This is a genomic window from Pseudomonas sp. EL_65y_Pfl1_R83, assembly GCF_963970695.1.
GTDB lineage: Bacteria > Pseudomonadota > Gammaproteobacteria > Pseudomonadales > Pseudomonadaceae > Aquipseudomonas > Aquipseudomonas tritici.
This window is the reverse complement of record NZ_CAXAQI010000005.1, coordinates 217,974-243,224: the sequence shown is the minus strand read 5'-3', so window position 1 is coordinate 243,224 and position 25,251 is coordinate 217,974. Positions and strand designations below refer to the sequence as shown.

The following is a 25,251-nucleotide window of genomic DNA, read 5'->3' as shown; positions in this document are numbered from 1 at the left end:
TCGCGACATCAGAGGACTTGGCGCAGGAATGCCTGGGCCCTAGGGTCTTTGGGCGCAGCGAAGAACTCGGCCGGGGCCGCGTCTTCCAGCAACTTGCCATGGTCGAAAAACAGCACGCGGTCGGCCACTTCACGGGCAAAGCCCATTTCGTGGGTGACGCAGACCATGGTCATGCCTTCCAGGGCCAGGGTCTTCATCACGTCCAGCACCTCGCCGACCATTTCCGGGTCGAGCGCCGAGGTGGGCTCATCAAAGAGCATCACCTTGGGCTCCATCGCCAGGGCTCGGGCAATCGCGACCCGTTGTTGCTGGCCGCCGGACAATCGGGATGGAAACTCATTGGCCTTTTGCGCGATACCGACCTTCTCCAGCAGCGCCAGGGCCTTGGCCTCACGCTCCGCCTTCCCGCGCTTGCGCACGACTTTCTGCGCCAGGCACAGGTTTTCCAGCACAGTCATGTGAGGGAACAGATTGAAGTGCTGGAACACCATGCCAACTTCACGGCGGTAGGCGTTGACGTCGGTTTTCGGATCAGCCAGTTGCAGGCCGTCGATGCTCACCGAGCCGGAGTCGAACGCCTCAAGGCCATTAAGACAACGCAGGAAGGTCGACTTGCCGGAGCCCGACGGGCCGATCACCACCAGCACTTCGCCCTTGGCCACCTGGGTGGTGACGTGGTCCACCGCGCGCACCACTTGGCCACGGGTGTCGAAGACTTTTACCAGATCGCGGACTTCAATCACTTTGCGCGAGCCTCCGCTCAAGCCGACTGGCGATTTTCGACAGCGGCAGGTTGATCAGCAGGTACAGGCCTGCGACGCAGAACAGGATTTCAAACGGCGAGAACGAAGTGGTGATCACCTCGCGGCCGCTCTTGAGCAGTTCGGTAATCGCGATCACCGACACCAGGGAAGTGTCCTTTACCAGGCTGATAAATTGCCCGGCCAACGGCGGCAGCACGCGCTTGAACGCCTGCGGCAATACCACATGGCGCATCGACTGGCTCGCGCTCAGGCCCAGGGAGCGAGCGGCTTCGTTCTGGCCACGGGTGATGGACTGCACGCCAGCGCGCACGATTTCCGCCACATACGCGCCAGTGAACAGCGACAGCGCGGCGATCCCGGCGAATTCCCGGGACAGGTTAAGTACCGTGCCGATAAAGAAATAGAAAATGAAGATTTGCACCAACAGCGGCGTGCCGCGCACCAGCTCGACGTAGATCGTCGACAGATCGCGTAGGGTCGGGTTATTGGACAGTCGGCACAAGCCGGTCGCCAGCCCGATCGCCAGCCCGAGGATGCCGGATACCACCGACAGCCACAGCGTGGTCCACAACCCCCACATCAAAGGGCCCAACGCCCAATGCCGGGTCACGCCCACCACGTCGCCTTCGGCCACATCGTCGCCACGCGCCACTTGCAGGCTGTTGTCGGCAACGGTCAGCCTTTGCTCGGCACCCGCGTCGTTGCGCAGGGTCACTTCAGCCACATCGCCTTTGCGCACCAGTTCGACAACCGTGGAGATGTCGGCGGCACGCTGGGACGTCTCAGCCTGGTAGACGAAGTATTGCGGCACGCGGTTCCAACGCCACTCGTAGGACATCAGCGAGGTGGCGTAGTACAAGGCGCCAGCCAGGCCGACCAGCACGACCACGGTCAGCAGGTGCCAGGGCCATTGGGCTTTTTTCTGTTTCATTTTACTTTCCGGGTTTTGTGTCGCCTGTGAGGCCGCCTTCGCGAGCAAGCCCGCTCCCAAATTTGACCGAGTTCCAACATGAGAATGCGGTCGAATCTGGGAGCGGGCTTGCTCGCGAAGGACGCGACTCGGTATTCAGCCTGGCTTATTCCATATCCTTGAGCCACTCGGAGCGCTTGAACCACTTGTCATGGATACGATCGTAGGTGCCGTCGTTGCGGATCTGGTGCAGGAAGTTGTTGATGAAGTTGATGCTGTCGTAGTCGCCTTTTTTCAGGCCAAACGCCAGGGGTTCGAAGGTGAACGGTTCTTCGAGGAACACCAGCTTGCCGCTACCGACTTTCTTCTGGGCAACCACGTTGTACGGTGCGTCATACACAAAGGCATCGGCCTTGCCGTTGACCACGTCCAGCACGCCTTCCTGCTCGTTATCGTAGCCGTGGTACTTGGCCTTGGAGATCAGCTTCTTGGCGACCATCTCGCCCGTGGTACCCAGCTTGGAGGTCAGGCGGTATTTCTCGTCGTTCAGGTCTTTGTAGGACTTGATGGTGCCTTCCAGCTCCTTGCGAATCAGCAGGGTCTGGCCGACCACGATGAAGGGCTCGCTGAAGTTCAGGCGCAGGTTGCGTTCCTGGGTCAGGGTCATGCCGCTGCCGATCATGTCGAACTTGCCGGTCAGGAAGGCCGGGATGATGCCGTCATAGCCAGTGGATACCAGCTCCAGCTTGACGCCCATGGACTTGGCCATGGCCTTGAGGATGTCGACTTCGAAGCCGATGATTTCACCGCGCTTGTCGGTCATTTCAAACGGCATGTAGGTCGGGTCCATGCCGACTTTCAGCGTGCCGCGCTTGACCGCATCATCGATTGCGCCGGCCTGGGCCGCGTTGGCCGCGACCAGCGCGGTGACGCCAAGCAGCAGCATCGAAAGATACTTCTTCATCATCAAGTCCCCTGAACGATTCTTGTAAGGTCGGCGCGCAAAAGGGCTGCACCATTTCGGGGTGCGATCCTAACCCACTCGCCTCCCGCCACAAAGGTTTCACGGCTATTTGTTATCGGCGTATCTCGGAAAAGCCCAGCAACGCTACGGCAAAGCGCACGCATAGCTACTTGGGCAGAGCGCAGCAGTAACGGACTGATGTGTAAAGAGTTATAACTTTCAGTCGATTTCCGCCATCCAGGCCGTTTCCTTAAACCACTTGTCGTGCAAGCGATCGTAGGTCCCATCCAGGGCAACCTGGTTGAGGAAGTGGTTGATCCAGTTGAGGCTGTCGAAATCGCCTTTCTTCAAGCCAAACGCCAGGGGTTCAAAGGTGAAGGGTTGCTCAAGCGCCAGCAGCGCGCTGTTTTCCGGGCGACTCAAGGCGATGAGGTTGTAGGGGGCGTCATGAATAAAGGCATCGGCCTCGCCTTGCACCACTTGGCGCACGCCCTCTTCCGGCGTTGCAAAACTGCTGAGCCGGGCCGCCCCCAGAAACCGTCGCGCCGCTGACTCGCCGGTGGTGCCTTCGGCGGTAGCGATTCGATAGCTGGCGTCGTCCAGGTCTTCGACACTGGCGACCTTGCCCATGAGACGTGGATGCAACAACACTGACTGACCGACCACGATGAACGAATCGCTGAAGTTCAGCTTAATGTTGCGTTCCTGGGTGACGGTCATACCGCTGCCGATCAGGTCGAAATTTTTCGCCTGCAACCCCTCCACCAACTCGTTGTAAGGCACTGCAACCAATTCAAGATCAACCCCCAAGGCTTGGCTCATGACCTTGAGCAGGTCGATTTCAAAGCCGACGATGCGCCCTTGTTTATCGGTCATTTCAAAGGGCATGTAAGTGGGCGTGGTGCCGACTTTCAGCACACCGCGTCGAACCGCGTCGTCAATCGCGCCTGCCTGTGCCAGGCCTATGTGAATCAATGCGACAGCGCCTATCAACAGCGCCGAACAATAGCCTTTGCTCATGAATACCCCAGTGGCCGAGTCAAATCCGGGGGCGATGCTAACTCAGCCACGGGCACGGCAATACGCCTTGGACGAGGGTCTTTTGTTTCGAAATAACAGGAGGTTAACGAGAGAAGGAAAAGCTTGGAAACGCTGTAGGATCAGCGCTTCGAACGCCCCCGAGGTGAGCCCTCGGGGGCGGCTGAATCAGGCCGGTTGGGCCTGGGACGACAGCGGTTGCAGGGGTAGCAACGGCGCGTGCGGATCGGCCTTGAGCGAGTCCCGCCAGGCGGCGAGCCACTCGGCATGGCCTTCGCTCCACACCTGCTCGTGCAGGCGAGCCAGGGCTACCGGGTCGCTGAGCAATGCCACGCGTTCGCCGTTGTTAAGGCCGGATGGGCCGACTTTCAACGCATGACGCACACGCTCGGTACGCAGGTACTCGATCGGCTCGGACTCGCGGTGACGTGAGGTCGCCAGGGCACACGCCAGGGCGTTTTGCTGTGGATCAACCACCGAGCGCACAAAGCCGTCGTTCAGCGCGTGCCAACGGTTTTCGTGAGTGTACTGTTCGGTCGACAGCAACGCCTGCGGTGGATTGTATTCCTCAGGGATCAGGAACAAGCTCTCGTCGCGGGACTTGAGGCCCAGGTTGACCCGACTGGAAATCACCGACACCGGAATCGACAGCATCAACGAGCCGACGATCGGCACCAGCCACCACAGGAAGCTTGGATTCAACCACACCACCAGCAAGGCCCAGAGGAAGCCGAGCAAGGTTTGCGTACCGTGGCGTTTGAAGGCTTCACCCCAGGTAGTCGAGTCATCATCACGCTTGGGCGAGTTCCATGTCGCGGCCCAGCCGAGGAACGCGGCAAGCACGAAACGCGTGTGAAAAATCATCCGCACCGGCGCCAGCAGCATAGAGAACAGCATCTCCAGCAGCATCGACATCGTCACCTTGAACTTGCCACCGAACTCTTTCGCGCCCTTGGCCCAGATCAAAATGATGCTCAGCAGCTTGGGCAGGAACAGCAGCACGATGGTGGTGGAGAACAGCGCCACCGCCTTGTCCGGATGCCATTGCGGCCACAGCGGGTACAACTGGCGTGGCGCCATGAAGTACTGCGGCTCCATCAGCGTGTTCACCGCCAGCAGCGCCGTGGACAACACCAGGAACAGGAACCACAACGGCGCCGACAGGTAGGACATCACGCCGGTCAGGAACACCGCGCGGTGCACCGGGTGCATGCCTTTAACCAGGAACAGGCGGAAGTTCATCAGGTTACCGTGGCACCAGCGACGGTCACGCTTGAGTTCGTCCAGTAGGTTCGGCGGCAGTTCTTCGTAACTGCCCGGCAGGTCGTAGGCAATCCACACGCCCCAGCCGGCACGGCGCATCAGCGCTGCTTCAACGAAGTCATGGGACAGAATCGAACCGGCGAACGCGCCCTTACCTGGCAATGGCGCCAAGGCGCAGTGTTCGATAAACGGCTTCATGCGGATGATCGCGTTGTGACCCCAATAGTGGGATTCACCCAGCTGCCAGAAGTGCAGGCCGGCGGTGAACAGCGGACCATAAACACGCGTGGCGAACTGCTGCATGCGTGCATACAGGGTGTCCATGCCCGACGCACGTGGCGCGGTCTGGATAATCCCCGCATCCGGCGTGGCTTCCATCAGGCGCACCAGGCTGGTCAGGCATTCGCCGCTCATCACGCTGTCAGCGTCAAGCACGACCATGTATTTGTAGTCACCGCCCCAACGACGGCAGAAGTCGTCGAGGTTGCCGCTCTTGCGCTTTACGCGACGGCGACGACGGCGATAGAAGAGCTTGCCGAAACCACCGGCTTCGCGGCACACGTCGAGCCAGGCTTGCTGTTCGGCGATGCAGATGTCGGCGTCATTGCTGTCGCTGAGCACGAAGAAGTCGAAGCGATCCAGGTCACCGGTGGCGGCGACCGACTCGAACGTAGCGCGCAGGCCGGCAAATACCCGGGGCACATCTTCGTTGCAGATCGGCATCACCAGCGCGGTGCGGGCGTCTTTAGGGATCGGCTCATCACCGGCACTTTTACCGGAGATGCGGTATTTATCGTGGCCAGTGAGCAGTTCCAGGAAGCCCATCAACGCGGTCCAGAAACCGGCCGACACCCAGCAGAACAAGATCCCGAACATGATCAGGATGCTGGTTTGCAGGGCGTAAGGGAGTACCTGGGTAGCGGTTTGCAGCAGGGTCTGGTTGCGGATCTCGTCGAAGTCAACGAGCGACCAGCCCTGGTACGGCATGATGCCTTTCATGTACCAGCCGGCCACGATGGTCTGGCCGAGCATCAACACCAGTAGGATGTAACGGCGGATCGAGCCGACGGTACGCCAGCGGGCGGCTGGCAGTACGCGTTCATCCTTCGGCGGTGCCGGCGGATTGCTGCGGCCGGTGATACGGCGCCAGCCGCGCACCAGGATATTGGTGCGCCACGGCTCCGGAACCACACGGGTACGACGAATCGGCGGCGTGGCCTTGAGGCACACGCGACCGCTGGCGTCGAGCACCAGCATTTCGGCGTCTTGCAGCTCTTCGGCAGTGTTGAGGGTCAACCGGCGGCCAACCGACGCCTGGGCGGCTTCGATGGGCGCGTCGAACGTCGACGATGACAAGCGCTCGTGCAACTCGGTGAAGGATGTGCAGCCCGCCAGTTCGGCGCGCTGCTCAGCGGTCATCGGTAGATGCGCCAGGTACTCGGACAGAGTCTCGGGCATGGCTTGAGAATTACTCATCGGCAGGCAACTGATAGCTCCAGGTTTCGGTCAGGACTTGCTCGGTCTTGATCGGCTCCGGTGTGGCTGGGGCAGCTTCTGGCTGCTTGGCGTCCTTGTTTTTTGCGTCTTTCTTGGCCTGTTTCTCGTGTTGCTTGGCCAGAACCTTGTCGGCCTTGAGCACGTGGCTCGAGTCCTGCTCTGGGGCAGGCGGGGCAACGTCCTGCACCAGTGCCGCACGCATTTCGGTCGGCTTGCCTGCGTCCTTGATCTTCATGCGCAAGGTCAGGCGCCAGCCTTTGGTGTGCTCGTTGTAGCGCACGCTGTTTTCAACCAGTTCGGCGTTGTCGCTGACACTGACCTGGCTGCGAACCGCGGCGTCCGACGGCAGAGCCTTGAGGGACGGGCCCTCGAAGTCGACCAGGTAGGCCACGCTGCCATCCGGCTGGCGGATCAGGTTGGACTGCTTCACGTCACCGGTGGAACGCAGGGTCTGCTTGACCCAGGCGCTGTCGGCCGGGTGCAAGGATTTCTCGTCCATGGTCCAGTGCATGCGGTAGGAAACGTCCAGCGGCTGGCCCACTTCCGGCAGTTTTTCCGGGCTCCAGAAAGCAACGATGTTGTCGTTGGTTTCATCGGCAGTCGGAATCTCTACCAGGTTGACGGTGCCTTTGCCCCAGTCGCCGTCAGGCTCGATCCAGGCGCTCGGGCGCTTGTCGTAGTTATCGTCCAGGTCTTCGTAGTGGCTGAAGTCGCGACCACGTTGCAGCAGGCCGAAACCTTTCGGGTTCTCGACGGTGAAGTTGCTGACCGACAGGTGTTTAGGGTTGTTCAGCGGGCGCCAGATCCACTCGCCGTTGCCGGCATGGATCGACAGGCCGCTGGAATCGTGGAGCTCACGACGGTAGTTGAGCACTTTGGACGGCTGGTTCGCGCCGAACAGGTACATGCTGGTCAACGGGGCAACGCCCAGTTTGGTGACCTTGTCGCGCAGGAACATCTGGGATTTCACATCGACAATGGTGTCGGTGCCCGGACGCAGGATCAGGCGGTAAGCGCCGGTTGCGCGTGGCGAGTCCAGCAAGGCAAAGATGACCAGCTGTTTTTCACCCGGCTTAGGACGCTCGATCCAGAACTCGGTGAAACGCGGGAATTCTTCGCCGGAAGGCAATGCAGTGTCGATCGCCATGCCGCGGGCAGACAGGCCATAGACCTGACCTTTGCCGACCACGCGGAAGTAGCTGGCGCCCAGCATGGTCATGATTTCGTCTTGCTTGTCGTTCTTGTTGATCGGGTAAAGCACACGGAAACCGGCATAACCCAGCTGATCGGTGGCTTTAGGATCAAATTTCACGTCACCGAAATCGAAACGCGTCGGGTCGTACTTGATTTCATTGACGCTGTCGGCGGTGACTTCGTTGATTTTCACCGGTGTATCGAAGTGCATACCCTGGTGATAGAAGGACAGCTTGAACGGGGTGTTCTGATCGGCCCACTCGGCCTTTTCGTTACGGAAACGAATCTTCTGATAGTCGGCGAATTTCATTTCGCGGAATTCGTTCGGCAGATTGCTGCGCGGAGCTTCGTATTTCTGCCCGGCCAGCTCTTTTGCCTTGGCCGACACATCATCCAGACTGAATGCCCACAGTTGACCCGCGCCGAACAGGCAAAACAGGGCGGAGCCCGTCACCAGTGCGTTTCGTAACCGTTTGGCAGACAATTTTGGTGCATTACAGGGACTAACAATCACGAGCAACCCTCGCCGAAAACAGATCAAAAAACCAACGGCCAGCTATCTATATGCCAGGTTGGCGAGCATTGTTCCGACTCCCCTGGGACAAAATGATTCCCCATGGGTTGTCGGACAAGTCTCTACCTAAATCAAAAATGGACCAAACAACGCTGATCCCCGTAGCGCGCGATTATCTAGTAGCCCGCGAGACAACGCATCAGGGACAACGAAGTATTTGTAGCGAAACCCTGCGTTTTTAGGCATTAAAAGTCGTTTTTAATACATTCACGTCTGCAAGAGGAAGGTGACAGGCCCGTCATTGACCAAATGCACCTGCATATCGGCGCCAAAACGCCCCGACGCCACCCTGCCATGCAATTGTTTCGCTTGTAACAGCAAGTGATCAAAAAGCGCCGCTCCCAGTGCCGGTGGGGCCGCTGTGGAGAAGCTCGGTCGCAGCCCGCTCTTGGTATCCGCCGCCAGCGTGAACTGCGACACCAGCAACAACCCACCGCCGATGTCCTTCAACGACAGGTTCATCTTGCCCTCGTCATCGCTGAACACCCGGTAGTTCAACAGCTTGTGCAGCAATTTGTCGGCGCTCTCGGGGGTATCTGAAGGTTCGACGGCGACCAGCACCAGCAAACCCTGATCGATTGCGCCGACGACTTCGCCCGCCACCTCTACGCGGGCGCTACGCACCCGTTGCAACAGGCCCTTCATGCTTCTTCTGGCGGCAGGTCGAGCAAGCGCCGTGCCATTTCGCTGGTCGCACGCACCAACGCATCGGTGATCCCGGGTTCGGACGCCGCATGACCGGCCTCGCGAATCACCTGCAGTTCACTGTTGGGCCAAGACTGGTGCAGCTCCCAGGCGTTATCCAATGGGCAGATCATATCGTAGCGTCCATGAATGATGACGCCAGGCAGATGAGCGATCTTGTGCATATCACGGATCAGCTGATTGGGCTCCAGGAAGGAGTTGTTGGTGAAGTAGTGGCACTCGATCCGCGCGATGGACAGGGCGCGTTGCGGTTCGGAAAACCGCTCCACGTGCTGCGGGCTCGGGCACAGGCCCAGCATGCGCCCTTCCCAGCCGGACCAGGCCTTGGCCGCGTGCATCTGGGCGATCTGGTCGTTGCCGGTGAGGCGCTTGTGGTAAGCGGCGATCATGTCGTGGCGCTCTTCCGGTGGGATCGGCGCGATGTAATCCTGCCAGTAATCCGGGAACAGCCGGCTCGCACCGGCCTGGTAGAACCATTCGATATCCTGCGGACGGGCCAGGAATATGCCACGCACGATCAGACCAAGCACGCGCTCCGGGTAGGTTTGCGCGTAGGCCAGGGCCAGGGTAGAGCCCCAGGAACCGCCGAACAGCACCCATTTGTCGATCCCCAAATGTTCGCGGATACGCTCGAGGTCGGCGACTAGATCCCAGGTGGTGTTGTTTTCCAGACTGGCGCGAGGCGTGGAGCGACCGCAGCCACGCTGGTCGAAGGTCACAATATGGTAAAGGTTCGGATCGAAATAACAGCGGCTCTGGGCGTCGCAACCGGAACCTGGGCCACCATGGATGAAGACGACGGGCAAGCCTTCGGGGGAGCCACTTTCATCGACGTACAGCGTGTGGGTGTCATCGACTGCCAGATCGTGCCGGGCGTAGGGTTTGATCTGCGGGTACCAAGTCTGCATTGCGCGCTCCGTAAGGGGTCGGGTTCATCCCTGGGGGGACGTCTTTTATTCTGCCGTCTGGCACTATAAACCCGAATTGTGCAATGAGCATGTCCTTGCGCGCTTAGACCTGTGTCAGCCCTTCTCTCCCCAGGTACTGCAACAGGCAATCGTAGAGCTGATCCACCTCCGGCGCCTGCCGCCGCGCCCGCAGGCAGCCGTGGACCAGGCCCTTTCCTGGATAAAGTACGCTGACCACGCCCGCCGCTTGCAGGCGTTCGGCGTAGAGCAGGCCGTCGTCACGCAGTGGGTCGAACTGGGCCACAGCAATGAATGCCTTGGGCAAACCGCTGAGATCTTCGGCCAACAGCGGCATGGCGTAGGGCGACGGCTTGCCACTGCCCCGCAGGTACAGCGCCAGATAGCTCTCGGTGTCGGCGCTGCTGAGCAGCGGCGCGTCCATGCAGTCGCGGCGCGACGGCAGGTCGGATGGGCCACCCAGGCCCGGATAGATCAACACTTGGGCGCGCGGCAGCGGTTGCCGATCATCACGCAGCCCCAGGCATAACGCCGCTGCCAGATTGCCGCCCGCGCTGTCACCGATCACCACCAGTTGTTGCAGATTGATAACGTGCGGCCCTTGCCCCGCCTGGATCGCCTGCCACACCGCACGACAATCTTCGTACGCGGCCGGGAACGGATGCTCAGGCGCCAGCCGGTAATCGATGGCGATCACCAGCACCTGCAGAGCGCTGGCGAGTTCGAAACAGATGAAGTCATGGGAATCCAGGCCGCCGACGACCCAGCCGCCACCGTGTATATAGAGAAGACATGACCAACCACCCGCTGGGGCCGGCGTGAAGGGCATGTAACTGCGCACGCCCACGCCGGCCAGGGAAAAGTCCGTGATGGATAAGTTGTCGGGCGCCGGCGGGGTGAATGCCTGGCACATACGGTCGTAGGCCTGGCGCAATCCAGCAAGCGATGAGTCATCGCTGGCGAAGGACTCGGTTTTTGCGACGAACGCGGCAAGCTGTGGAGAAATCGGATACATGCGCCAATATCCCTGACACAGTTGATCGGTGCAGGTTCTCAGAGCTCCAGGCTGGCGTGTACAGCTGCCACTGCGTCCGTGCCATCAAACGCCGTGACCCCGACCAGCCAGCGCTGCAGGTCCTCGGGATGATCGCGCAACCATTGCCGGGCCACGTCCTGGGGCGATTCGCGCGCCATGATCGGCACCATCAACTGGCTTTCCTGGGCGGCAGTGAAGGTGAGGTTTGCCAACAAACGGTTGGCGTTGGGGCAACGTTCGGCAAAGTCTGGCGAAGTAACGGTAGAGACGGTGGCGCGACCTTCGCTGGGGCCGAACACATCTTCACTGCCAGTGAGGTAAGCCATTTTCATGTTGATGTTCATCGGGTGCGGCGTCCAACCGACAAAGACCACGAACTCCTTGCGATTCACCGCGCGCTGCACCGCCGCCAGCATCCCCGCTTCGCCAGAGGCAATCAGCTTGAAGCCGCCCAGGCCGAAGCGGTTGGTGTCGATCATTTTCTGGATATCGGTATTCGCGCCACTGCCGGGCTCGATGCCATAGAGCTTGCCGCCCAGTTTGTCCTTGAAGCGAGCAATGTCGGCAAAGGTTTTCAGGCCGGCATCCGCTACGTATTGCGGCACGGCCAGGGTGGCCTGGGCGTCGGTGAGGCTGGGTTTGTCGAAGACTTTGACCTGCTTGGCCGCCAGGAACGGCGCGATGTTGTTGTCCATCGCCGGCTTCCAGTAGCCGAGGAAGATATCCAGGCGCTTGTCGCGGATGCCGGCAAAGATGATCTGCTGCACGGCGCTGGTTTGTTTGCTGTCGTAGCCCAGACCGTTGAGCAGCACGTCAGCCATGCCGGAAGTGGCGACCACGTCGGTCCAACTGACCACGCCCATGCGGATGTTTTTGCAGGAGGCCGGTTCGGCGGCCATGGCGTTGGCACCAATCAATAGGGCGCTGGTGAGGGTCAACAACAGTCTTTTCATGGATAAGGGCTCACTCGGCTGTTTTTAATGCACAACCCTACCCAGTGAAGCCTTGGTTGACACGACCTGTGGCGACCGGCAATTGCACTGCGGCGACTGTAAGGCCGCCTTCGCGAGCAGGCCCGCAGGTTGACCGAGTTGCAGCATAAAAATGCGGTCAAAATGTGTGTGGGCTTGCTCGCGAAGGCTATTGCTGCAGCACCGAAAATTTACCGGTAATGCGCTTGCCCCCAAGCCAGGAACCCTTCCAGCAATTGCTTCAGTACAACGTGCGTCGGCTCGGCCAGATCCGGGCGATAGCGGAACGGTTCGAACTCCTCCATATAGGTGCTCTGGCACAACTCCAACTGCACCGCATGAATATCCTGCGCCGGATCCCCGTAATGCCGAGTGATATGCCCGCCCTTGAAACGCCCATTGAGTACATGGGTGTATTGCGGATGTTGGGCGCAGATGGCTTCCAACTGGCTAGCCAGCTCGGGATCACAGGCAGCACCGTTGAACGTGCCGAGGTTGAAGTCCGGCAGCTTGCCTTCGAACAGGTGCGGGATGACCGAGCGAATCGAGTGCGCATCAAACAGCAAGGCGTAGCCGAACTTGGCCTTGAGTCGCGCCAGCTCCTTTTGCAGCGTGCGGTGGTACGGGCCCCAGACCTTTTGCAGGTAACTGGCGCGCTCCGCCTCGCTCGGTTCCAACCCTTCGCGGAACAATGGCACGCCATCAAACAGCGTCGCCGGGTACAGGCCGGTGGTGGCGCCCACGTACAACGGCTTGTCGTCGGACGGCCGGTTCAAATCGATGACAAACCGCGAGTACTCCGCCGCCAGGGTGCTGGCGCCCAGCTCTTCGGCAAAGTCATAAAGCGTGGGGATGTGCCAATCGGTATCCGGCAGGCTTTGCGCCTCGGGGATCAATCCGGCCTCCACGGCGGGCGTCAGGCGCAGGCCGGCGTGGGGCATGCTGATCAGCAGCGGCACGCGGCCTTGTTTGAAGTTCAGAACCTTATCCACAGCAGCAGTGCTCCTTATACGGTGACATCGACGCCGTGGCGCACGACGCGTTTATCCAGCTCGCCGCCCAGCCAGTAAGCCAGGTCGGCGGGACGATCAATCTGCCAGGCAACAAAATCCGCGACCTTGCCCGCTTCCAGGGAACCATGGGTGTCGCCCATGCCCAATGCGGTGGCCGCGTGTTGCGTGGCGCCGGCCAACGCTTCTTCAGGGGTCATGCGAAACAGGGTGCAGGCCATATTCAGCATCAAGCGCACCGACAGCGCCGGCGAGGTGCCGGGGTTGAGGTCGCTGGCGATGGCCATTTTCACACCGTGCTTGCGCAGGGCCTCCATGGGCGGCAATTGGGTTTCACGCAGGAAGTAGAACGCGCCTGGCAGCAATACCGCGACGGTGCCGGAGGCGGCCATGGCGATAGCGTCTTCTTCGGTCATGAACTCCAGGTGGTCCGCCGACAACGCGTGGTAACGCGCAGCCAGGCTGGAGCCGTGCAGCGACGAGAGTTGCTCGGCGTGCAGCTTCACCGGCAGGCCAAGTTGCTGGGCGACTTTGAACACGCGCTCCACCTGCTCGGTGGAAAACGCCAGGTATTCGCAGAACGCATCCACCGCATCCACCAGCCCTTCTGCCGCCAAGGCCGGCAGCATCTCGGCGCAGATGTGGTCGATGTAGTCGTCGGCGCGGTCCTTGTACTCCGGCGGCAACGCATGAGCCGCCAGGCACGTGGCACGCACGCTGACCGGCAGCGCTTCGCCAAGGCGACGGGCGACCCGCAGCATTTTGCGCTCGTTGACCAAGTCCAGGCCATAGCCGGACTTGATCTCTACCGTAGTGACGCCGTCGCGCAGCAAACTGCGCAAGCGCTTGTGGGCGCTGGCAAACAGTTCATCCTCGGTCGCGGCACGGGTAGCGCGCACGGTGCTGGCAATGCCACCGCCCTTGGCCGCGATTTCAGCGTAGCTCACGCCTTCGAGGCGCTGCTCGAATTCGCCGCTACGGTTACCGCCAAACACCGTGTGGGTATGGCAGTCGATCAGCCCGGGGGTGACCCACGCGCCTTGCAGGTCATGCACCTGGGCGTAATCCGCCGTGGGTACCTGGCTGCGGGGGCCGATCCACTGGATGAGCGAACCCGCGGTCACCATGGCGGCATCCTCGATGATCGAGTACTTGCCCTGGGCCATGGTTGCGACGTGGCAGTGTTGCCATAGCGTTTTCATCAACGCCTCCCTAAGTTATCGATGAGACAAAGCCGCGTCGTAATGGACCTTGGCCGCTTGCCTGCCGAAGGTTTGACCCACAGCAGGTACGCGACGACCAGCAGCACGGTCATCCACGGCACGCCGTGCTTGGACAATTGTGCAAAGCCCTTGGGCGCCTGCCCTTGCTGGCGGTGTATCAGTCACACATGTATCAACTGACAGATTGCTATCGCAGGCAAGCCAGCGCCCACAAGGGTCCGGTGTCGCGCTTAAAGGCTCGGCAGCAGGTTTGCCGGTACCAACTCATTCAGGCAACGGCTGGCGAGCAGTTCGCTGGCGGCATTGATGTCCGGCGCAAAGAAGCGGTCTTTTTCATAAAACGCCACTTTGTCGCGCAGAATGCCGCGCGCCTTTTCTAACTTCGGCGAGGTTTTCAGGCCTTCGCGCAGGTCCAGCCCCTGGCACGCCGCCAGCCACTCAACCGCCAGAACGCCACGGGTGTTCTCGGCCATTTCCCACAGACGCTTGCCGGCAGCAGGCGCCATTGACACATGGTCTTCCTGGTTGGCAGAAGTCGGCAGGCTGTCGACACTGTGCGGGTGAGCCAGCGCCTTGTTCTCGCTGGCGAGTGCGGCGGCAGTGACTTGAGCGATCATGAAGCCCGAGTTGACCCCACCATTGCCCACCAGGAACGGCGGCAATTGCGACATGTGCTTGTCCATCATCAGCGAGATACGGCGCTCGCTCAGGGAACCGATTTCAGCGATCGCCAGCGCCATGTTGTCAGCGGCCATGGCCACGGGTTCGGCGTGGAAGTTACCGCCGGAAATCACATCGCCTTCAGCGGCAAACACCAGCGGGTTATCCGACACCGCGTTGGCTTCCACCACCAGCACTTCGGCGGCCTGGCGGAACTGGGTCAGGCAGGCGCCCATGACTTGTGGCTGGCAGCGCAGGGAGTACGGGTCCTGCACCTTGTCGCAGTTCTGGTGCGACTGAGAGACCTGGCTGCTTTCACCCAGCAGGTCAAGGTAGGCCGCTGCTGAATCGATCTGCCCACGCTGGCCACGTGCGGCATGAATACGTGCGTCGAACGGCGAGCGCGAACCGAGTACCGCCTCCACGGTGAGGGCGCCGCACGCGAGGGCGCCGGCGAACAGGTCTTCGCCTTCGAACAGACCACGCAAGGCATAGGCGGTGGACACCTGGGTGCCATTGAGCAACGCCAGGCCTTCTTTGGCGGCGAGGGTCAACGGCGTGAGGCCGGCGACTTTCAGCGCGTCGGTGGCTTCCAGCCATTCACCTTTGTAGCGCGCCTTGCCTTCGCCCAGCAGCACCAGGGACATGTGCGCCAATGGCGCCAGGTCACCGGAAGCACCGACCGAACCTTTCAACGGAATATGCGGGTACACCTCGGCGTTGATCAGCGCGATCAGCGCGTCGATCACCTGGCGACGAATGCCAGAGAACCCACGGCTCAGGCTGTTGACCTTGAGCACCATGACCAGCCGCACCAGCGCATCGCTGATCGGCTCACCCACACCGGCGGCGTGGGACAGCACCAGGGAGCGCTGGAGGTTTTCCAAGTCTTCGCTGGCGATGCGGGTCGAGGCGAGCAGGCCGAAGCCGGTGTTGATGCCATAGGCGGTGCGGTTCTCGGCGAGAATCTGCTCCACGCAGGCAACGCTGGCTTCGATCTTGGCCGAGGCGCTGTCATCCAGGCTGAGGGTTACCGGCTGCTGGTAGATGGCCCGCAGTTGGGCAAGGCTCAGTTGGCCTGGAATCAGATTTAGCGCAGTCACATTCATACTCCTTGTGAATTGTTCTTTTGAATAACGTGTTCAGTGCAAATTAGGGAAAGCGGTGTCTTTGATCAGCTGGGCAGCGCTCGCAATATCCGGCGCCAGCCAACGGTCCTGCTCATAAGCAGGTACAACGTCACGCAGCAGTCGCCAGGCGCGGTCAGTGCCTGCACCGAAACGCTGGTCTTTGAGGAACTCAAACGCCTGGGCCGCCAGCAAGTACTCGATGGCGAGGATCTGCGTCACGTTGGCCAACACTTGGTACAGCTTGAGCGCGGCGTTGGTGCCCATGCTCAGGTGGTCTTCCTGCAGGCCCGAGGTGACGAAGTTGTCGAGCACCGCCGGTTGCGCCAGTTGGCGGTTTTGCCCGCACAGCGAGGCGGCGACGTACTGCACGATCATCATCCCGGAGTTGACTCCGGGGTTGCTGACCAGGAACGCCGGCAAGCCACTGACGTGCGGGTTAATAAGGCGGTCCAGGCGGCGTTCGGCCACCGAACCGATTTCGGCCATGGCGATGGCGAGCATGTCTGCCGCCAATGCGACGGATTGGCCGTGGGGATTGGCCTGGGACACCACGCGGTAGTGGTCCGGCGTGCCGAGCAGCAGCGGGTTGTCGGTGGCGCTGTTGAGTTCAGTCTCAATCTGCCGCGTGGCGTGCTCCACCTGGTCGCGCGCCGCGCCGTGGATTTGCGGGATTGAGCGGATGCTCAGTGCGTCCTGGGTGCGAATGCCTTTGCTGCTGGCAATCACTTCACTGCCATCGAGCAAGGCGCGCAGGTTGATACCCACGTGTTGCATGCCAGGGTGCGGCTTGAGCGCGATGATTTCTTCATCGAAGGCATCGATCTGACCGCGCTGGGCTTCGAAGCTCATGGCACCGATCACGTCGGCCCATTGCAGCAAGTGATGCGCGTCGGCCAGGGCCAGGCAGCTCAGCCCGGTCATGCATGGCGTGCCGTTGACCAGGCACAGGCCGTCCTTGGCGCCAAGCACCACCGGCTGCAAACCTTCAGCCGCCAGGGCTTCTTGCGCCGAGACGATCTGGCCGCGATAGCTCACCGTGCCAACACCCAGCAAGGCCACACCGACGTGGGCCATATGGGTCAGGTAACCCACCGAACCCTGGGACGGCACTTGCGGTGTGATGCCGTGGTTGAGCAACGCCAGCAGCGAATGCACCACCTGCGGATGCAGGCCGGACTTGCCGTGGCTGTAGTTTATGAGGGCGGCACAGATGATCGCGCGCGTCTGTTCATCGCTGAGCACCGGGCCGACGCCACAGGCATGGCTGAGCAGGGTATTGCGCGACAGTTGGCTGAGTTGTTCGCCCTTGAGCGACACATTGCACAGTGCGCCCAGGCCGGTGCTCACCCCATAGGCGCGCTCGCCGCTGGTAACGATGCGCTGCACGATGGCCTGGGCATTGTCGATGCGCGCCCAGGCTTGGCCCGACAGTTCAAGCATCGCGCCGTGGCGGGCAACGGCGACTATGTCTTGCCAGCGCAATGGCGTATCGGCGATGGTGATTTGTGTTGCCTGGGACATCTTCATACCTTCTTCATTCTTGTGCAGCTTTGCCGGCCTCTTCGCGGGCAAGCCCGCTCCCACATTTGGAATGCGTTCCCCCTGTGGGAGCGGGCTTGCTCGCGAAGAGGCCTGCCAACTCACCACAAAACCCGGGTCAGACCACCGCCGCCCGCCGCTGAACAAACCGATCCACATACTCATCCGCCGGCGAATGCAAAATCTCGCGTGGCGTGCCGACCTGGATCAGCTTGCCGTCCTTGAGGATCGCAATGCGGTTGCCTATGCGTACGGCTTCGTCGAGGTCGTGGGTGATGAACACGATGGTCTTGTGCAAGGTCTTTTGCAGTTCCAGCAACTGGTCTTGCATCTCGGCGCGGATAAGTGGGTCGAGGGCGCTGAAGGCTTCATCCATCAGGATGATGTCGGTGTCAGCCGCCAATGCACGGGCCAGGCCGACGCGCTGGCGCATGCCGCCGGAAAGCTGGTGCGGGTATTTATTTTCGTAGCCTTTGAGGCCCACGGTTTCGATCCAGTGCAAGGCGCGCTCGGCGTACACCTGCTTGGTTTCGCCACGCACTTTCAGGCCGTAGGCAACGTTGTCGAGCACGCTCTTGTGCGGCAGCAGGCCGAAGCTTTGGAACACCATGCTGATCTTGTGCCGACGGAATTGGCGCAGGGCCTCCATGTCCAGTTTCAGAATGTCTTCGCCGTCCACCAGGATCGCGCCGCTGGTAGGGTCGATCAGGCGGTTGAAGTGGCGCACCAACGTGGATTTGCCGGAACCCGACAGGCCCATGATCACGAAGATCTCGCCAGTGCCGATACTCAGCGACAGGTCATTCACGCCGACCACGCAGCCGGTCTCAGCCAGGACCTGATCCTTGGTCTTGCCCTGGCCAACCATCGCCAAGGCCTCCTTGGATCGGTTGCCGAAGATCTTGAAGACGTTTTTAACTTCGATTTTGCTGACAGTAGTCATTTGCTCGCCTCATGCCGTGGACGACCATAGGCCTGGGTAATGCGGTCGATGACCACTGCGAGAATCACGATCGCCAGCCCGGCTTCAAGGCCACGACCAACGTTGAGGGTCTGGATGCCGACGAGCACGTCTTCACCCAAGCCACGGGCGCCGATCATCGAGGCGATGACCACCATCGACAACGCCATCATCGTGGTCTGGTTGATCCCGGCCATGATGCTGGGCAATGCCAGCGGCAGTTGCACGCCGAACAGTTGCTGCCAGCGGTTGGCACCAAAGGCGTTGATGGCTTCCATGACTTCGCCGTCGACCTGGCGAATGCCTAAGTCGGTCAGGCGGATCAACGGCGGCGCGGCGTAGATCACCGTGGCGAAAATCGCTGGGACCTTGCCCAGGCCGAACAGCATTAGCACCGGGATCAAGTACACGAAACTCGGCATGGTTTGCATGATGTCGAGCAGCGGCATCAGCACCGAACGCAGGCGGTTGCTGCGCGCCGACAGAATGCCCAGCGGAATGCCGATCAACACCGAGATCACGGTGGCGACCATCATCAACGCGAGGGTTTGCATCAGCTTGTCCCACAGGCCAACCGCGCCCACCAGGAACAGCAAACCGACGATCACCGCCGTGGTCACCACCTTGCGCGTGGCGTGCCAGGCCACCGCACCGACGATCGCCAGCATCAACCACCAGGGCGCCGCACGCAGCATCCCTTCCAGGTTGACGATGGCCCACAGCAGGGTATCGGAAATGTGCCGGAACACATCACCGTAGTTGGTGACCAATGAATCCACCCAACCGTTGACCCAGTCGGCGATGGAAAACGTAAAACTCTCAGGAAACATAACGTGCTCTCGATCCAGTGGGTTGTGCCCGGCTGTCCGACCAGCCCCTTAGGGTAGCCGGACAGGCTTGACCTACAAGGCCGCGTCGATTTTCTTGGCTGCGTCTTCGCTCACCCACGCATGCCAGACTTCAGGATGTTCCTTGAGGAATATTTTCGCCAGTTTCGGCGACTCAATTCGCTCCTTGGCCATACGACCCAGGTTCTGATTCAGCAGGTCGATCGGCAGGTTGACCTTTTCCAGCACGGCCACCAGTTCCGGCGCTTGCTCGTGGAAAGCCTTGGACAGGCCGACCTTGATGCTCACGCTCTTATCCACGCCGGGTTTTTCTTCCAGCTTGACCAGGTCGACCTGGCCCATCAGCGGCGTCGGCGACCAGTAGTAAAACAGGATCGGTTCGCCGCGCTTGTAGCTCGACAGCACCGCCGCATCCAGCGCCGGGCCGGTGCCTGGGCGGAAGTTGGTGTAGGTGCTTTCCAGGCCATAGCTCTTGAGCATTTCGCTGTTGTCCAGCTCGCAGGTCCAGCCAGCCGGGCAGTTGTAGAAGCGACCCTTGGACGGTTCTTCCTGGTCCTTGAACACCGAGGCGTACTTGGTCAGGTCGGCGATGGTTTTCAGGCCTGGGGCCTTGGCTTCCAGCTTGCGCTTGGCGTCGCCTTCGATCACATAGCGCGGCACGTACCAGCCTTCGATAGCACCGACAACAGGCGCACCGACACCGACGACTTTGCCGGCCTTCTCGGCCTTGTTCCAGACCTCGCTGCGGCCGACCCACTCTTCGGCAAACACTTGGATATCGTTGCTGCTCAGGGCGCTTTCCATGGTGATGGAGTTGCCTGGCAGGCTGTCGGTTTTGCAGTCGTAGCCTTTTTCCAGCACGGTTTGCAGGATGTCAGTAAGCAACATGCCGCTTTCCCAGTTCAGGCCGGCGAATTTGACCGGTTTGCCGGATTCGCACCAGCCCGCCGCCTGGGCGCCAACGCTCGCCAGCACGCCCGCAGAGAACAGTGTGGCCAACAGGGTCTTATGCATTTTCATTGTTGTGACGCTCCCAATCTTGAAATGGATTACGGCAGTCAGTAGGCGTCCTGCCCTGTCCACGTCCCATCAGGCTTGTGCAGCCAGCCCGTTTGTTGTTGGTATAGCGCCCTGCTCTGCTGGCAGGATCAATTGATCGGGCACCGTGCCGTGCCATTTTTTCGCACACACGTAGTACAAGGCTGCGGGAAGCACCAGCCCGATGATCCAAGAGATATCCACATCACCCAGCGCAGCCACCAGCGGACCGGTGTAGAACTGGGTGGAGATAAATGGCAACTGCACCAGCACGCCGAAGACATACACGCTGATACCGAGCAGGTTCCAACGGCCGTAGCGACCGTTAGGGTCGGCCAGCGCCGGCACGTCATAGCGCTCGCGGGTAATGCAGTAGTAGTCGACCAGGTTGATCGCGCTCCATGGCGTAAAGAACGCCAGCAGGAACAGGATGAAAGACTTGAACGCGCCGAGGAATGAGTGCTGACCGAGCAACGCGATCAGGGTCGCCGTACCGACAATCACCAGCACAAACACCAGACGCTGCAGGCGCGTGACCTCCAGGCGGCCACGCAAGCCGCTGATGATGGTCGCGATGCACATGAAGCTGCCGTAGGAGTTCAGCGTGGAGATGGTGACCTTGCCGAACGCGATGCTGAAATACAGCAGCGCAGCGGTGGCGCCGGTACCGCTCAACCCCACGATGTAGGCCACTTCGTGACCGGCAAATTGCCCATTGGACATGGCCGCGGCAAACACGCCAAGGGTCATCGCCACCTGCGCCCCAATCACCGACCCCGCGCCAGCCGCGAAAAACGTCTTCACCGAAGACGTCTTGCTCGGCAGATAGCGTGAATAGTCAGCCACATAAGGGCCGAAGGCGATCTGCCAGGAGGCCGCGAGCGACACCGCCAGCAGGAAGCTACTCCAGCTGAAGTGGCGGATTTGCAAGAGCGCGCCAACGTCGGTCTGGCCTATCAGACGGCTGAACAGGTAGATAAAGGCAATCACCCCAATGACGCTGGCGACACGCCCAATGAAATGGATCACCCGGTAACCCAGCACCGTCACCAGCACGATGACACTGGCGAAGATCAGGATCCCGACGCTGTCGCTGACACCGAACAACTGGCCCAGCGCCTGACCGGACAGCACGGTGCCGGTGGCGGTAAAACCGAGGTACATCAAACAGACCAGCACAATCGGAATAGCCGCGCCATACACACCGAACTGCACCCGGCTGGAGATCATCTGTGGCAGGCCCAGCTTGGGCCCTTGCGCCGCATGCAGCGCCATCACGCCGCCGCCAATCAGTTGGCCGATCAGCAAACCGATCAACGACCAGAACACATCACCGCCCAGCACCACGGCCAGGGCCCCGGTGACAATGGCGGTGATTTGCAGGTTGGCACCCATCCACAGGGTGAACTGGCTCAATAGACGACCGTGTCTTTCCGCTTCCGGGATGTAGTCGATCGAACGCCTTTCGATCAACGGCGTGGTGCTTGCACGTGCGTCATTTGCAACCATGGATGTTCAACCTCTGATGGATTGTTCATAAAGCCTGTGTAAAACCGCTTTTCTGTGGGAGCTGGCTTGCCCGCTCCCACATGGGTTATTTGATCATCGGGAGATTGAGGCCCTGCTCCTTGGCGCAGTCGATCGCGATCTGGTAACCCGCATCCGCATGACGCATCACCCCGGTGGCCGGGTCGTTATGCAGCACGCGGGCGATCCGCTCAGCCGCTTCGTCGGTACCGTCGCAGACGATGACCATGCCGGAGTGCTGGGAGAAGCCCATGCCCACGCCGCCGCCGTGGTGCAGCGAAACCCAGGTCGCGCCACTGGCAGTGTTGAGCAAGGCGTTGAGCAGCGGCCAGTCGGACACGGCGTCGGAACCGTCCTGCATGGCTTCAGTTTCGCGGTTCGGGCTGGCGACCGAGCCGGAATCGAGGTGGTCACGACCAATCACCACCGGTGCAGACAGCTCGCCGCTGCGTACCATTTCGTTGAACGCCAGGCCGAGCTTGGCGCGCTGGCCCAGCCCAACCCAGCAGATACGCGCCGGCAGGCCCTGGAAGCTGATGCGCTCGCGGGCCATGTCCAGCCAGTTGTGCAGGTGCGCGTCGTCGGGGATCAGTTCTTTGACTTTGGCGTCGGTCTTGTAGATGTCTTGCGGGTCGCCGGACAGTGCAGCCCAACGGAACGGGCCGATGCCACGGCAGAACAGTGGGCGGATGTACGCCGGTACAAAACCTGGGAAATCGAAGGCATTTTCTACACCTTCTTCCTGGGCCATCTGGCGGATGTTGTTGCCGTAGTCGAAGGTAGGGATGCCTTGTTTCTGGAATTCCAGCATGGCTTTGACGTGCACGGCCATCGACTGCTTGGCGGCCTTGATTACGGCAGCCGGTTCGGTCTTGGCGCGGGCGCGGTATTCGTCCCAGGTCCAGCCGGCCGGCAGGTAGCCGTTGAGTGGGTCGTGGGCGCTGGTCTGGTCGGTGACCATGTCCGGGCGCACGCCGCGCTTGACCAGTTCAGGCAGGATCTCTGCGGCGTTACCCAACAGGGCGATGGAGATGGCCTTGCCTTCCTGGGTGTATTTGGCGATGCGCGCCAGGGCGTCGTCGAGGTCCGTGGCTTGCTCGTCGACATAGCGGCTGCTGAGGCGGAAATCGATGCTGACCTGCTGGCACTCGATGTTCAGCGAGCACGCGCCGGCCAGGGTTGCAGCCAGTGGTTGGGCGCCGCCCATGCCGCCGAGGCCGGCGGTGAGGACCCAACGGCCGGTCAGGTCGCTGTTGTAATGCTGGCGACCGGCTTCGACGAAGGTTTCGTAGGTGCCTTGGACGATGCCCTGGCTACCGATGTAGATCCAGCTGCCGGCGGTCATCTGGCCGTACATGGCCAGGCCCTTGGCATCCAACTCGTTGAAGTGCTCCCAACTGGCCCAGTGCGGCACCAGGTTGGAGTTGGCGATCAGTACGCGCGGGGCGTTGCTGTGGGTCTTGAACACGCCAACCGGCTTGCCGGATTGCACCAGCAGGGTTTCGTCATCATTCAGGTTGGTGAGGCTCTCGACGATCTGGTCATAGCACTCCCAGTTACGCGCCGCACGGCCGATACCGCCGTATACCACCAGTTCTTTAGGGTTCTCGGCCACTTGTGGGTCGAGGTTGTTCATCAGCATGCGCAGCGGCGCTTCAGTCAGCCAGCTTTTGGCGGTGAGCTTGTTACCGTGGGCGGCGCGGATTTCTACGTCACGGTACTTGGTTGGCTTAGTCACAAAAAACTCCTCGGCGATTGATGCGCATACTTTGTTGGTGCGAAGTTGACTCTTACGCACACATCTTTACTTGTACATACAAGCATATGCAATCAAGCGGCCAACTTTCTAAGAGAGCTGTCGAGAATTTTTGGTGATGCGTGCGCGAGCCTTTGAAATTAAGCCTTAGAGGCTTGATGAAATTTCTTACGGAAGGCTTTTGCTGCGAGGGAGGTTTGTCACGACAATGTAGTTTTGCGCCACACTGGGGCATTCAGTAACAAACTGGTGCAGAGACTGGAAACAGATTTAATGTTCCCCACAAAACAATTGTGGGAGCTGGCTTGCCAGCCCCCACATTTTTTAACCGCGTGCGGTCAGTTCGATGATGCAGCTACGGCCGGCGACGGAAATATCCAATAGGCCAGTGTTACCGTCGATTTGCAGGCAATCGTGATGCCCCAATTTCTCGTCCAGCACCTTCACCTCATCGGCAACGCTGAACACCAACACCGTCTGCACGGTACTGAAGAAACGCTGCACACCGTCGGTCCATTGCAGCCGCGCGTGGTAACGCTGCGGCGAATAGATCAGGTTGAAATCGCGGATGGGCCCTGTGATCAATCGGCACTCCACCTGGCTGTCACCCTTGAACGCAAAAGGTTGCAGCGGTAACAACCCGCGCTGTTCTTCGCCATCCACGGTCAGCACCATGCCGGCGCCTTTGATCACGGTGATCACCCGATGGTAGCCGGCGAAGATGGAAAAACCGCCCGATTCCGCAATATCCGCAATCGACAGGCGCCAGCCAAAGCCATCCAGGTCTGCGCCGGCATCACGGGCAATTTCTTCGGTACTGCCGCCGCCGTTTTTCCAGGGCATGCGTACATAATCGGCAGCGCGCCAGACTTTTACGGAACTCATTTACTGAAACGTCCTTCCAGGCTGTGACGGGAACCGGGGTGGATCAAACGTGCGGCCGTCACCGGCTGGCGGCCCGACCAGGTGCGTCGACGGATCAACAGGCACGGTTCGCTGGGCTCGATCTGCAGCAGCTTGCATTCGGCGGCGTCAGCGAGGATCGCTTCGACCACGTGCTCGCCTTCGGTCAACGGTGCAACCTGGTTCAAGTAGGCGTAGGGCGTTTGCTGGGTGAAATCCTGTTGCAGGTATTCCGGGGCGACCAGTGCATTGACGAAACGGTCTTCGATTTGCACGGGAATATCATTCTCGAAGTGCACGATCAACGAGTGGAACACCCGCCCGCCTTCGCGCATTTCCAGCGCGACGGCGCGCTCGGAACCGGCAGCTTCTTCGCCCAAGGTGATGACTTGGCAGGTGTGTCGATGACCGCGAGAAGCGATCTCATCGGCAATGTTGTGCACTTCAAACAGCGCGGACTGGCTCTTGGGCTCAGCGACGAAGGTACCGACGCCCTGCATGCGCACCAACAAGCCTTCGGCGGTGAGCTCGCGCAGGGCGCGGTTGATAGTCATGCGGCTGAAACCCAACTGGCTGACCAGTTCGCTCTCCGACGGCACACGGTAGTGAGGCGGCCAGTTGCCGTTGAGGATCTGCTGGCTGATCATTTGTTTGACGCGGGCATACAAGGGCGCCGGACTTTCGTCCATGTGGGCAGCCAGCGAAGACTTGGCAGGCGGAGTCGGCACAGGGAATCCTTGCAGGGGAAAAAGATGCATAGATTGCCGGAGTTTACCGAGCAGGCAAACGTCTGTATATGTATATACAAATAAAC

21 protein-coding genes and 1 pseudogene are annotated in these 25,251 nt (G+C 60.6%); all 22 read right to left on the bottom strand.

Annotated features, from left to right (window positions below; genetic code table 11):
* Window positions 1-8 precede the first annotated feature (8 nt).
* The 22 genes and pseudogenes from AACY08_RS09505 to hutC all read right to left on the bottom strand — a co-directional run bounded on the left by AACY08_RS09505 (window position 9) and on the right by hutC (window position 25,126).
* Complete coding sequence (locus tag AACY08_RS09505) at window positions 9-743, bottom strand: amino acid ABC transporter ATP-binding protein (RefSeq protein ID WP_339469195.1); 735 nt, start codon at window positions 741-743, stop codon at window positions 9-11.
* On the bottom strand, window positions 736-1,695 hold the full coding sequence (locus AACY08_RS09500) for an amino acid ABC transporter permease (RefSeq protein ID WP_339415528.1): 960 nt from the start codon (window positions 1,693-1,695) through the stop codon (window positions 736-738). The genes AACY08_RS09505 and AACY08_RS09500 overlap by 8 nt, the downstream gene beginning before the upstream one ends.
* 145 nt (window positions 1,696-1,840) lie before the next feature.
* Window positions 1,841-2,638, bottom strand: a complete 798-nt coding sequence (locus AACY08_RS09495) for a transporter substrate-binding domain-containing protein (protein ID WP_339415527.1) — start codon at window positions 2,636-2,638, stop codon at window positions 1,841-1,843.
* Window positions 2,639-2,857: 219 nt separating this feature from the next.
* Window positions 2,858-3,658, bottom strand: a complete 801-nt coding sequence (locus AACY08_RS09490) for a transporter substrate-binding domain-containing protein (RefSeq protein WP_339469194.1) — start codon at window positions 3,656-3,658, stop codon at window positions 2,858-2,860.
* A gap of 186 nt (window positions 3,659-3,844) precedes the next feature.
* The gene (gene mdoH, locus AACY08_RS09485; RefSeq protein WP_339469193.1) at window positions 3,845-6,415 is read right to left on the bottom strand and encodes a glucans biosynthesis glucosyltransferase MdoH; all 2,571 of its coding nucleotides are present in this window, start codon (window positions 6,413-6,415) and stop codon (window positions 3,845-3,847) included.
* Window positions 6,408-8,144 carry a glucan biosynthesis protein G gene (locus AACY08_RS09480; RefSeq protein ID WP_339469191.1) on the bottom strand — a complete coding sequence of 579 codons (1,737 nt, stop codon included), beginning with the start codon at window positions 8,142-8,144 and terminating at the stop codon, window positions 6,408-6,410. The genes mdoH and AACY08_RS09480 overlap by 8 nt, the downstream gene beginning before the upstream one ends.
* Window positions 8,145-8,411: 267 nt before the next feature.
* Window positions 8,412-8,849, bottom strand: a complete 438-nt coding sequence (gene dtd / locus AACY08_RS09475; protein WP_339469190.1) for a D-aminoacyl-tRNA deacylase — start codon at window positions 8,847-8,849, stop codon at window positions 8,412-8,414.
* A complete protein-coding gene (pip, locus tag AACY08_RS09470) occupies window positions 8,846-9,817 on the bottom strand; it encodes a prolyl aminopeptidase (protein ID WP_339469189.1) in 972 nt (323 codons plus the stop codon). The genes dtd and pip overlap by 4 nt, the downstream gene beginning before the upstream one ends.
* Before the next feature lie 103 nt (window positions 9,818-9,920).
* On the bottom strand, window positions 9,921-10,850 hold the full coding sequence (locus tag AACY08_RS09465; protein ID WP_339438075.1) for an alpha/beta hydrolase: 930 nt from the start codon (window positions 10,848-10,850) through the stop codon (window positions 9,921-9,923).
* 38 nt (window positions 10,851-10,888) lie between these two features.
* Window positions 10,889-11,824 (bottom strand): choline ABC transporter substrate-binding protein, encoded by a 936-nt coding sequence (gene choX, locus AACY08_RS09460; RefSeq protein ID WP_339469188.1) that lies wholly within the window; start codon window positions 11,822-11,824, stop codon window positions 10,889-10,891.
* Between the two features lie 209 nt (window positions 11,825-12,033).
* Window positions 12,034-12,834, bottom strand: coding sequence for an N-formylglutamate deformylase (gene hutG / locus AACY08_RS09455; RefSeq protein WP_339469187.1), 801 nt, complete (start codon window positions 12,832-12,834; stop codon window positions 12,034-12,036).
* 14 nt (window positions 12,835-12,848) lie between these two features.
* On the bottom strand, window positions 12,849-14,054 hold the full coding sequence (gene hutI, locus AACY08_RS09450; protein WP_339438077.1) for an imidazolonepropionase: 1,206 nt from the start codon (window positions 14,052-14,054) through the stop codon (window positions 12,849-12,851).
* 15 nt (window positions 14,055-14,069) lie between these two features.
* A pseudogene (locus tag AACY08_RS30420) lies at window positions 14,070-14,224 on the bottom strand (hypothetical protein); the annotation flags it as partial.
* A gap of 81 nt (window positions 14,225-14,305) precedes the next feature.
* Entirely contained in the window at window positions 14,306-15,844 is a 1,539-nt protein-coding gene (gene hutH / locus AACY08_RS09445; protein ID WP_339469186.1) for a histidine ammonia-lyase, read from the bottom strand.
* Between the two features lie 33 nt (window positions 15,845-15,877).
* Window positions 15,878-17,386, bottom strand: a complete 1,509-nt coding sequence (locus AACY08_RS09440) for an HAL/PAL/TAL family ammonia-lyase (RefSeq protein WP_339469185.1) — start codon at window positions 17,384-17,386, stop codon at window positions 15,878-15,880.
* Window positions 17,387-17,522: 136 nt separating this feature from the next.
* Complete coding sequence (locus AACY08_RS09435) at window positions 17,523-18,347, bottom strand: quaternary amine ABC transporter ATP-binding protein (RefSeq protein ID WP_339469183.1); 825 nt, start codon at window positions 18,345-18,347, stop codon at window positions 17,523-17,525.
* Window positions 18,344-19,195: an ABC transporter permease gene (locus AACY08_RS09430; protein WP_049710445.1), complete on the bottom strand. Its 852-nt coding sequence runs from the start codon at window positions 19,193-19,195 to the stop codon at window positions 18,344-18,346. Before AACY08_RS09430 ends, AACY08_RS09435 begins: the two co-directional genes overlap by 4 nt.
* A gap of 72 nt (window positions 19,196-19,267) precedes the next feature.
* Complete coding sequence (locus AACY08_RS09425; RefSeq protein ID WP_339469182.1) at window positions 19,268-20,233, bottom strand: ABC transporter substrate-binding protein; 966 nt, start codon at window positions 20,231-20,233, stop codon at window positions 19,268-19,270.
* Between the two features lie 69 nt (window positions 20,234-20,302).
* Window positions 20,303-21,760: a purine-cytosine permease family protein gene (locus AACY08_RS09420; protein WP_339469181.1), complete on the bottom strand. Its 1,458-nt coding sequence runs from the start codon at window positions 21,758-21,760 to the stop codon at window positions 20,303-20,305.
* A gap of 85 nt (window positions 21,761-21,845) precedes the next feature.
* Window positions 21,846-23,516, bottom strand: a complete 1,671-nt coding sequence (gene hutU, locus AACY08_RS09415; protein WP_339427295.1) for a urocanate hydratase — start codon at window positions 23,514-23,516, stop codon at window positions 21,846-21,848.
* A 342-nt stretch (window positions 23,517-23,858) separates the two neighbouring features.
* The gene (locus AACY08_RS09410) at window positions 23,859-24,419 is read right to left on the bottom strand and encodes a HutD/Ves family protein (protein WP_339469179.1); all 561 of its coding nucleotides are present in this window, start codon (window positions 24,417-24,419) and stop codon (window positions 23,859-23,861) included.
* Window positions 24,416-25,126 (bottom strand): histidine utilization repressor, encoded by a 711-nt coding sequence (gene hutC / locus AACY08_RS09405; RefSeq protein WP_173668614.1) that lies wholly within the window; start codon window positions 25,124-25,126, stop codon window positions 24,416-24,418. Before hutC ends, AACY08_RS09410 begins: the two co-directional genes overlap by 4 nt.
* Between the last annotated feature and the right edge of the window lie 125 nt (window positions 25,127-25,251).

What these genes read in the sequence shown, in the direction of transcription:
- AACY08_RS09500 (WP_339415528.1), bottom strand. Translation starts at nt 1,695, where the DNA reads ATGAAACAGAAAAAAGCCCAATGGCCCTGGCACCTGCTGACCGTGGTC.
- AACY08_RS09495 (WP_339415527.1), bottom strand. Translation starts at nt 2,638, where the DNA reads ATGAAGAAGTATCTTTCGATGCTGCTGCTTGGCGTCACCGCGCTGGTC.
- AACY08_RS09490 (WP_339469194.1), bottom strand. Translation starts at nt 3,658, where the DNA reads ATGAGCAAAGGCTATTGTTCGGCGCTGTTGATAGGCGCTGTCGCATTG.
- mdoH (WP_339469193.1), bottom strand. Translation starts at nt 6,415, where the DNA reads ATGAGTAATTCTCAAGCCATGCCCGAGACTCTGTCCGAGTACCTGGCG.
- dtd (WP_339469190.1), bottom strand. Translation starts at nt 8,849, where the DNA reads ATGAAGGGCCTGTTGCAACGGGTGCGTAGCGCCCGCGTAGAGGTGGCG.
- pip (WP_339469189.1), bottom strand. Translation starts at nt 9,817, where the DNA reads ATGCAGACTTGGTACCCGCAGATCAAACCCTACGCCCGGCACGATCTG.
- AACY08_RS09465 (WP_339438075.1), bottom strand. Translation starts at nt 10,850, where the DNA reads ATGTATCCGATTTCTCCACAGCTTGCCGCGTTCGTCGCAAAAACCGAG.
- choX (WP_339469188.1), bottom strand. Translation starts at nt 11,824, where the DNA reads ATGAAAAGACTGTTGTTGACCCTCACCAGCGCCCTATTGATTGGTGCC.
- hutI (WP_339438077.1), bottom strand. Translation starts at nt 14,054, where the DNA reads ATGAAAACGCTATGGCAACACTGCCACGTCGCAACCATGGCCCAGGGC.
- hutH (WP_339469186.1), bottom strand. Translation starts at nt 15,844, where the DNA reads ATGAATGTGACTGCGCTAAATCTGATTCCAGGCCAACTGAGCCTTGCC.
- AACY08_RS09440 (WP_339469185.1), bottom strand. Translation starts at nt 17,386, where the DNA reads ATGTCCCAGGCAACACAAATCACCATCGCCGATACGCCATTGCGCTGG.
- AACY08_RS09435 (WP_339469183.1), bottom strand. Translation starts at nt 18,347, where the DNA reads ATGACTACTGTCAGCAAAATCGAAGTTAAAAACGTCTTCAAGATCTTC.
- AACY08_RS09430 (WP_049710445.1), bottom strand. Translation starts at nt 19,195, where the DNA reads ATGTTTCCTGAGAGTTTTACGTTTTCCATCGCCGACTGGGTCAACGGT.
- AACY08_RS09425 (WP_339469182.1), bottom strand. Translation starts at nt 20,233, where the DNA reads ATGAAAATGCATAAGACCCTGTTGGCCACACTGTTCTCTGCGGGCGTG.
- AACY08_RS09420 (WP_339469181.1), bottom strand. Translation starts at nt 21,760, where the DNA reads ATGGTTGCAAATGACGCACGTGCAAGCACCACGCCGTTGATCGAAAGG.
- AACY08_RS09410 (WP_339469179.1), bottom strand. Translation starts at nt 24,419, where the DNA reads ATGAGTTCCGTAAAAGTCTGGCGCGCTGCCGATTATGTACGCATGCCC.
- hutC (WP_173668614.1), bottom strand. Translation starts at nt 25,126, where the DNA reads ATGGACGAAAGTCCGGCGCCCTTGTATGCCCGCGTCAAACAAATGATC.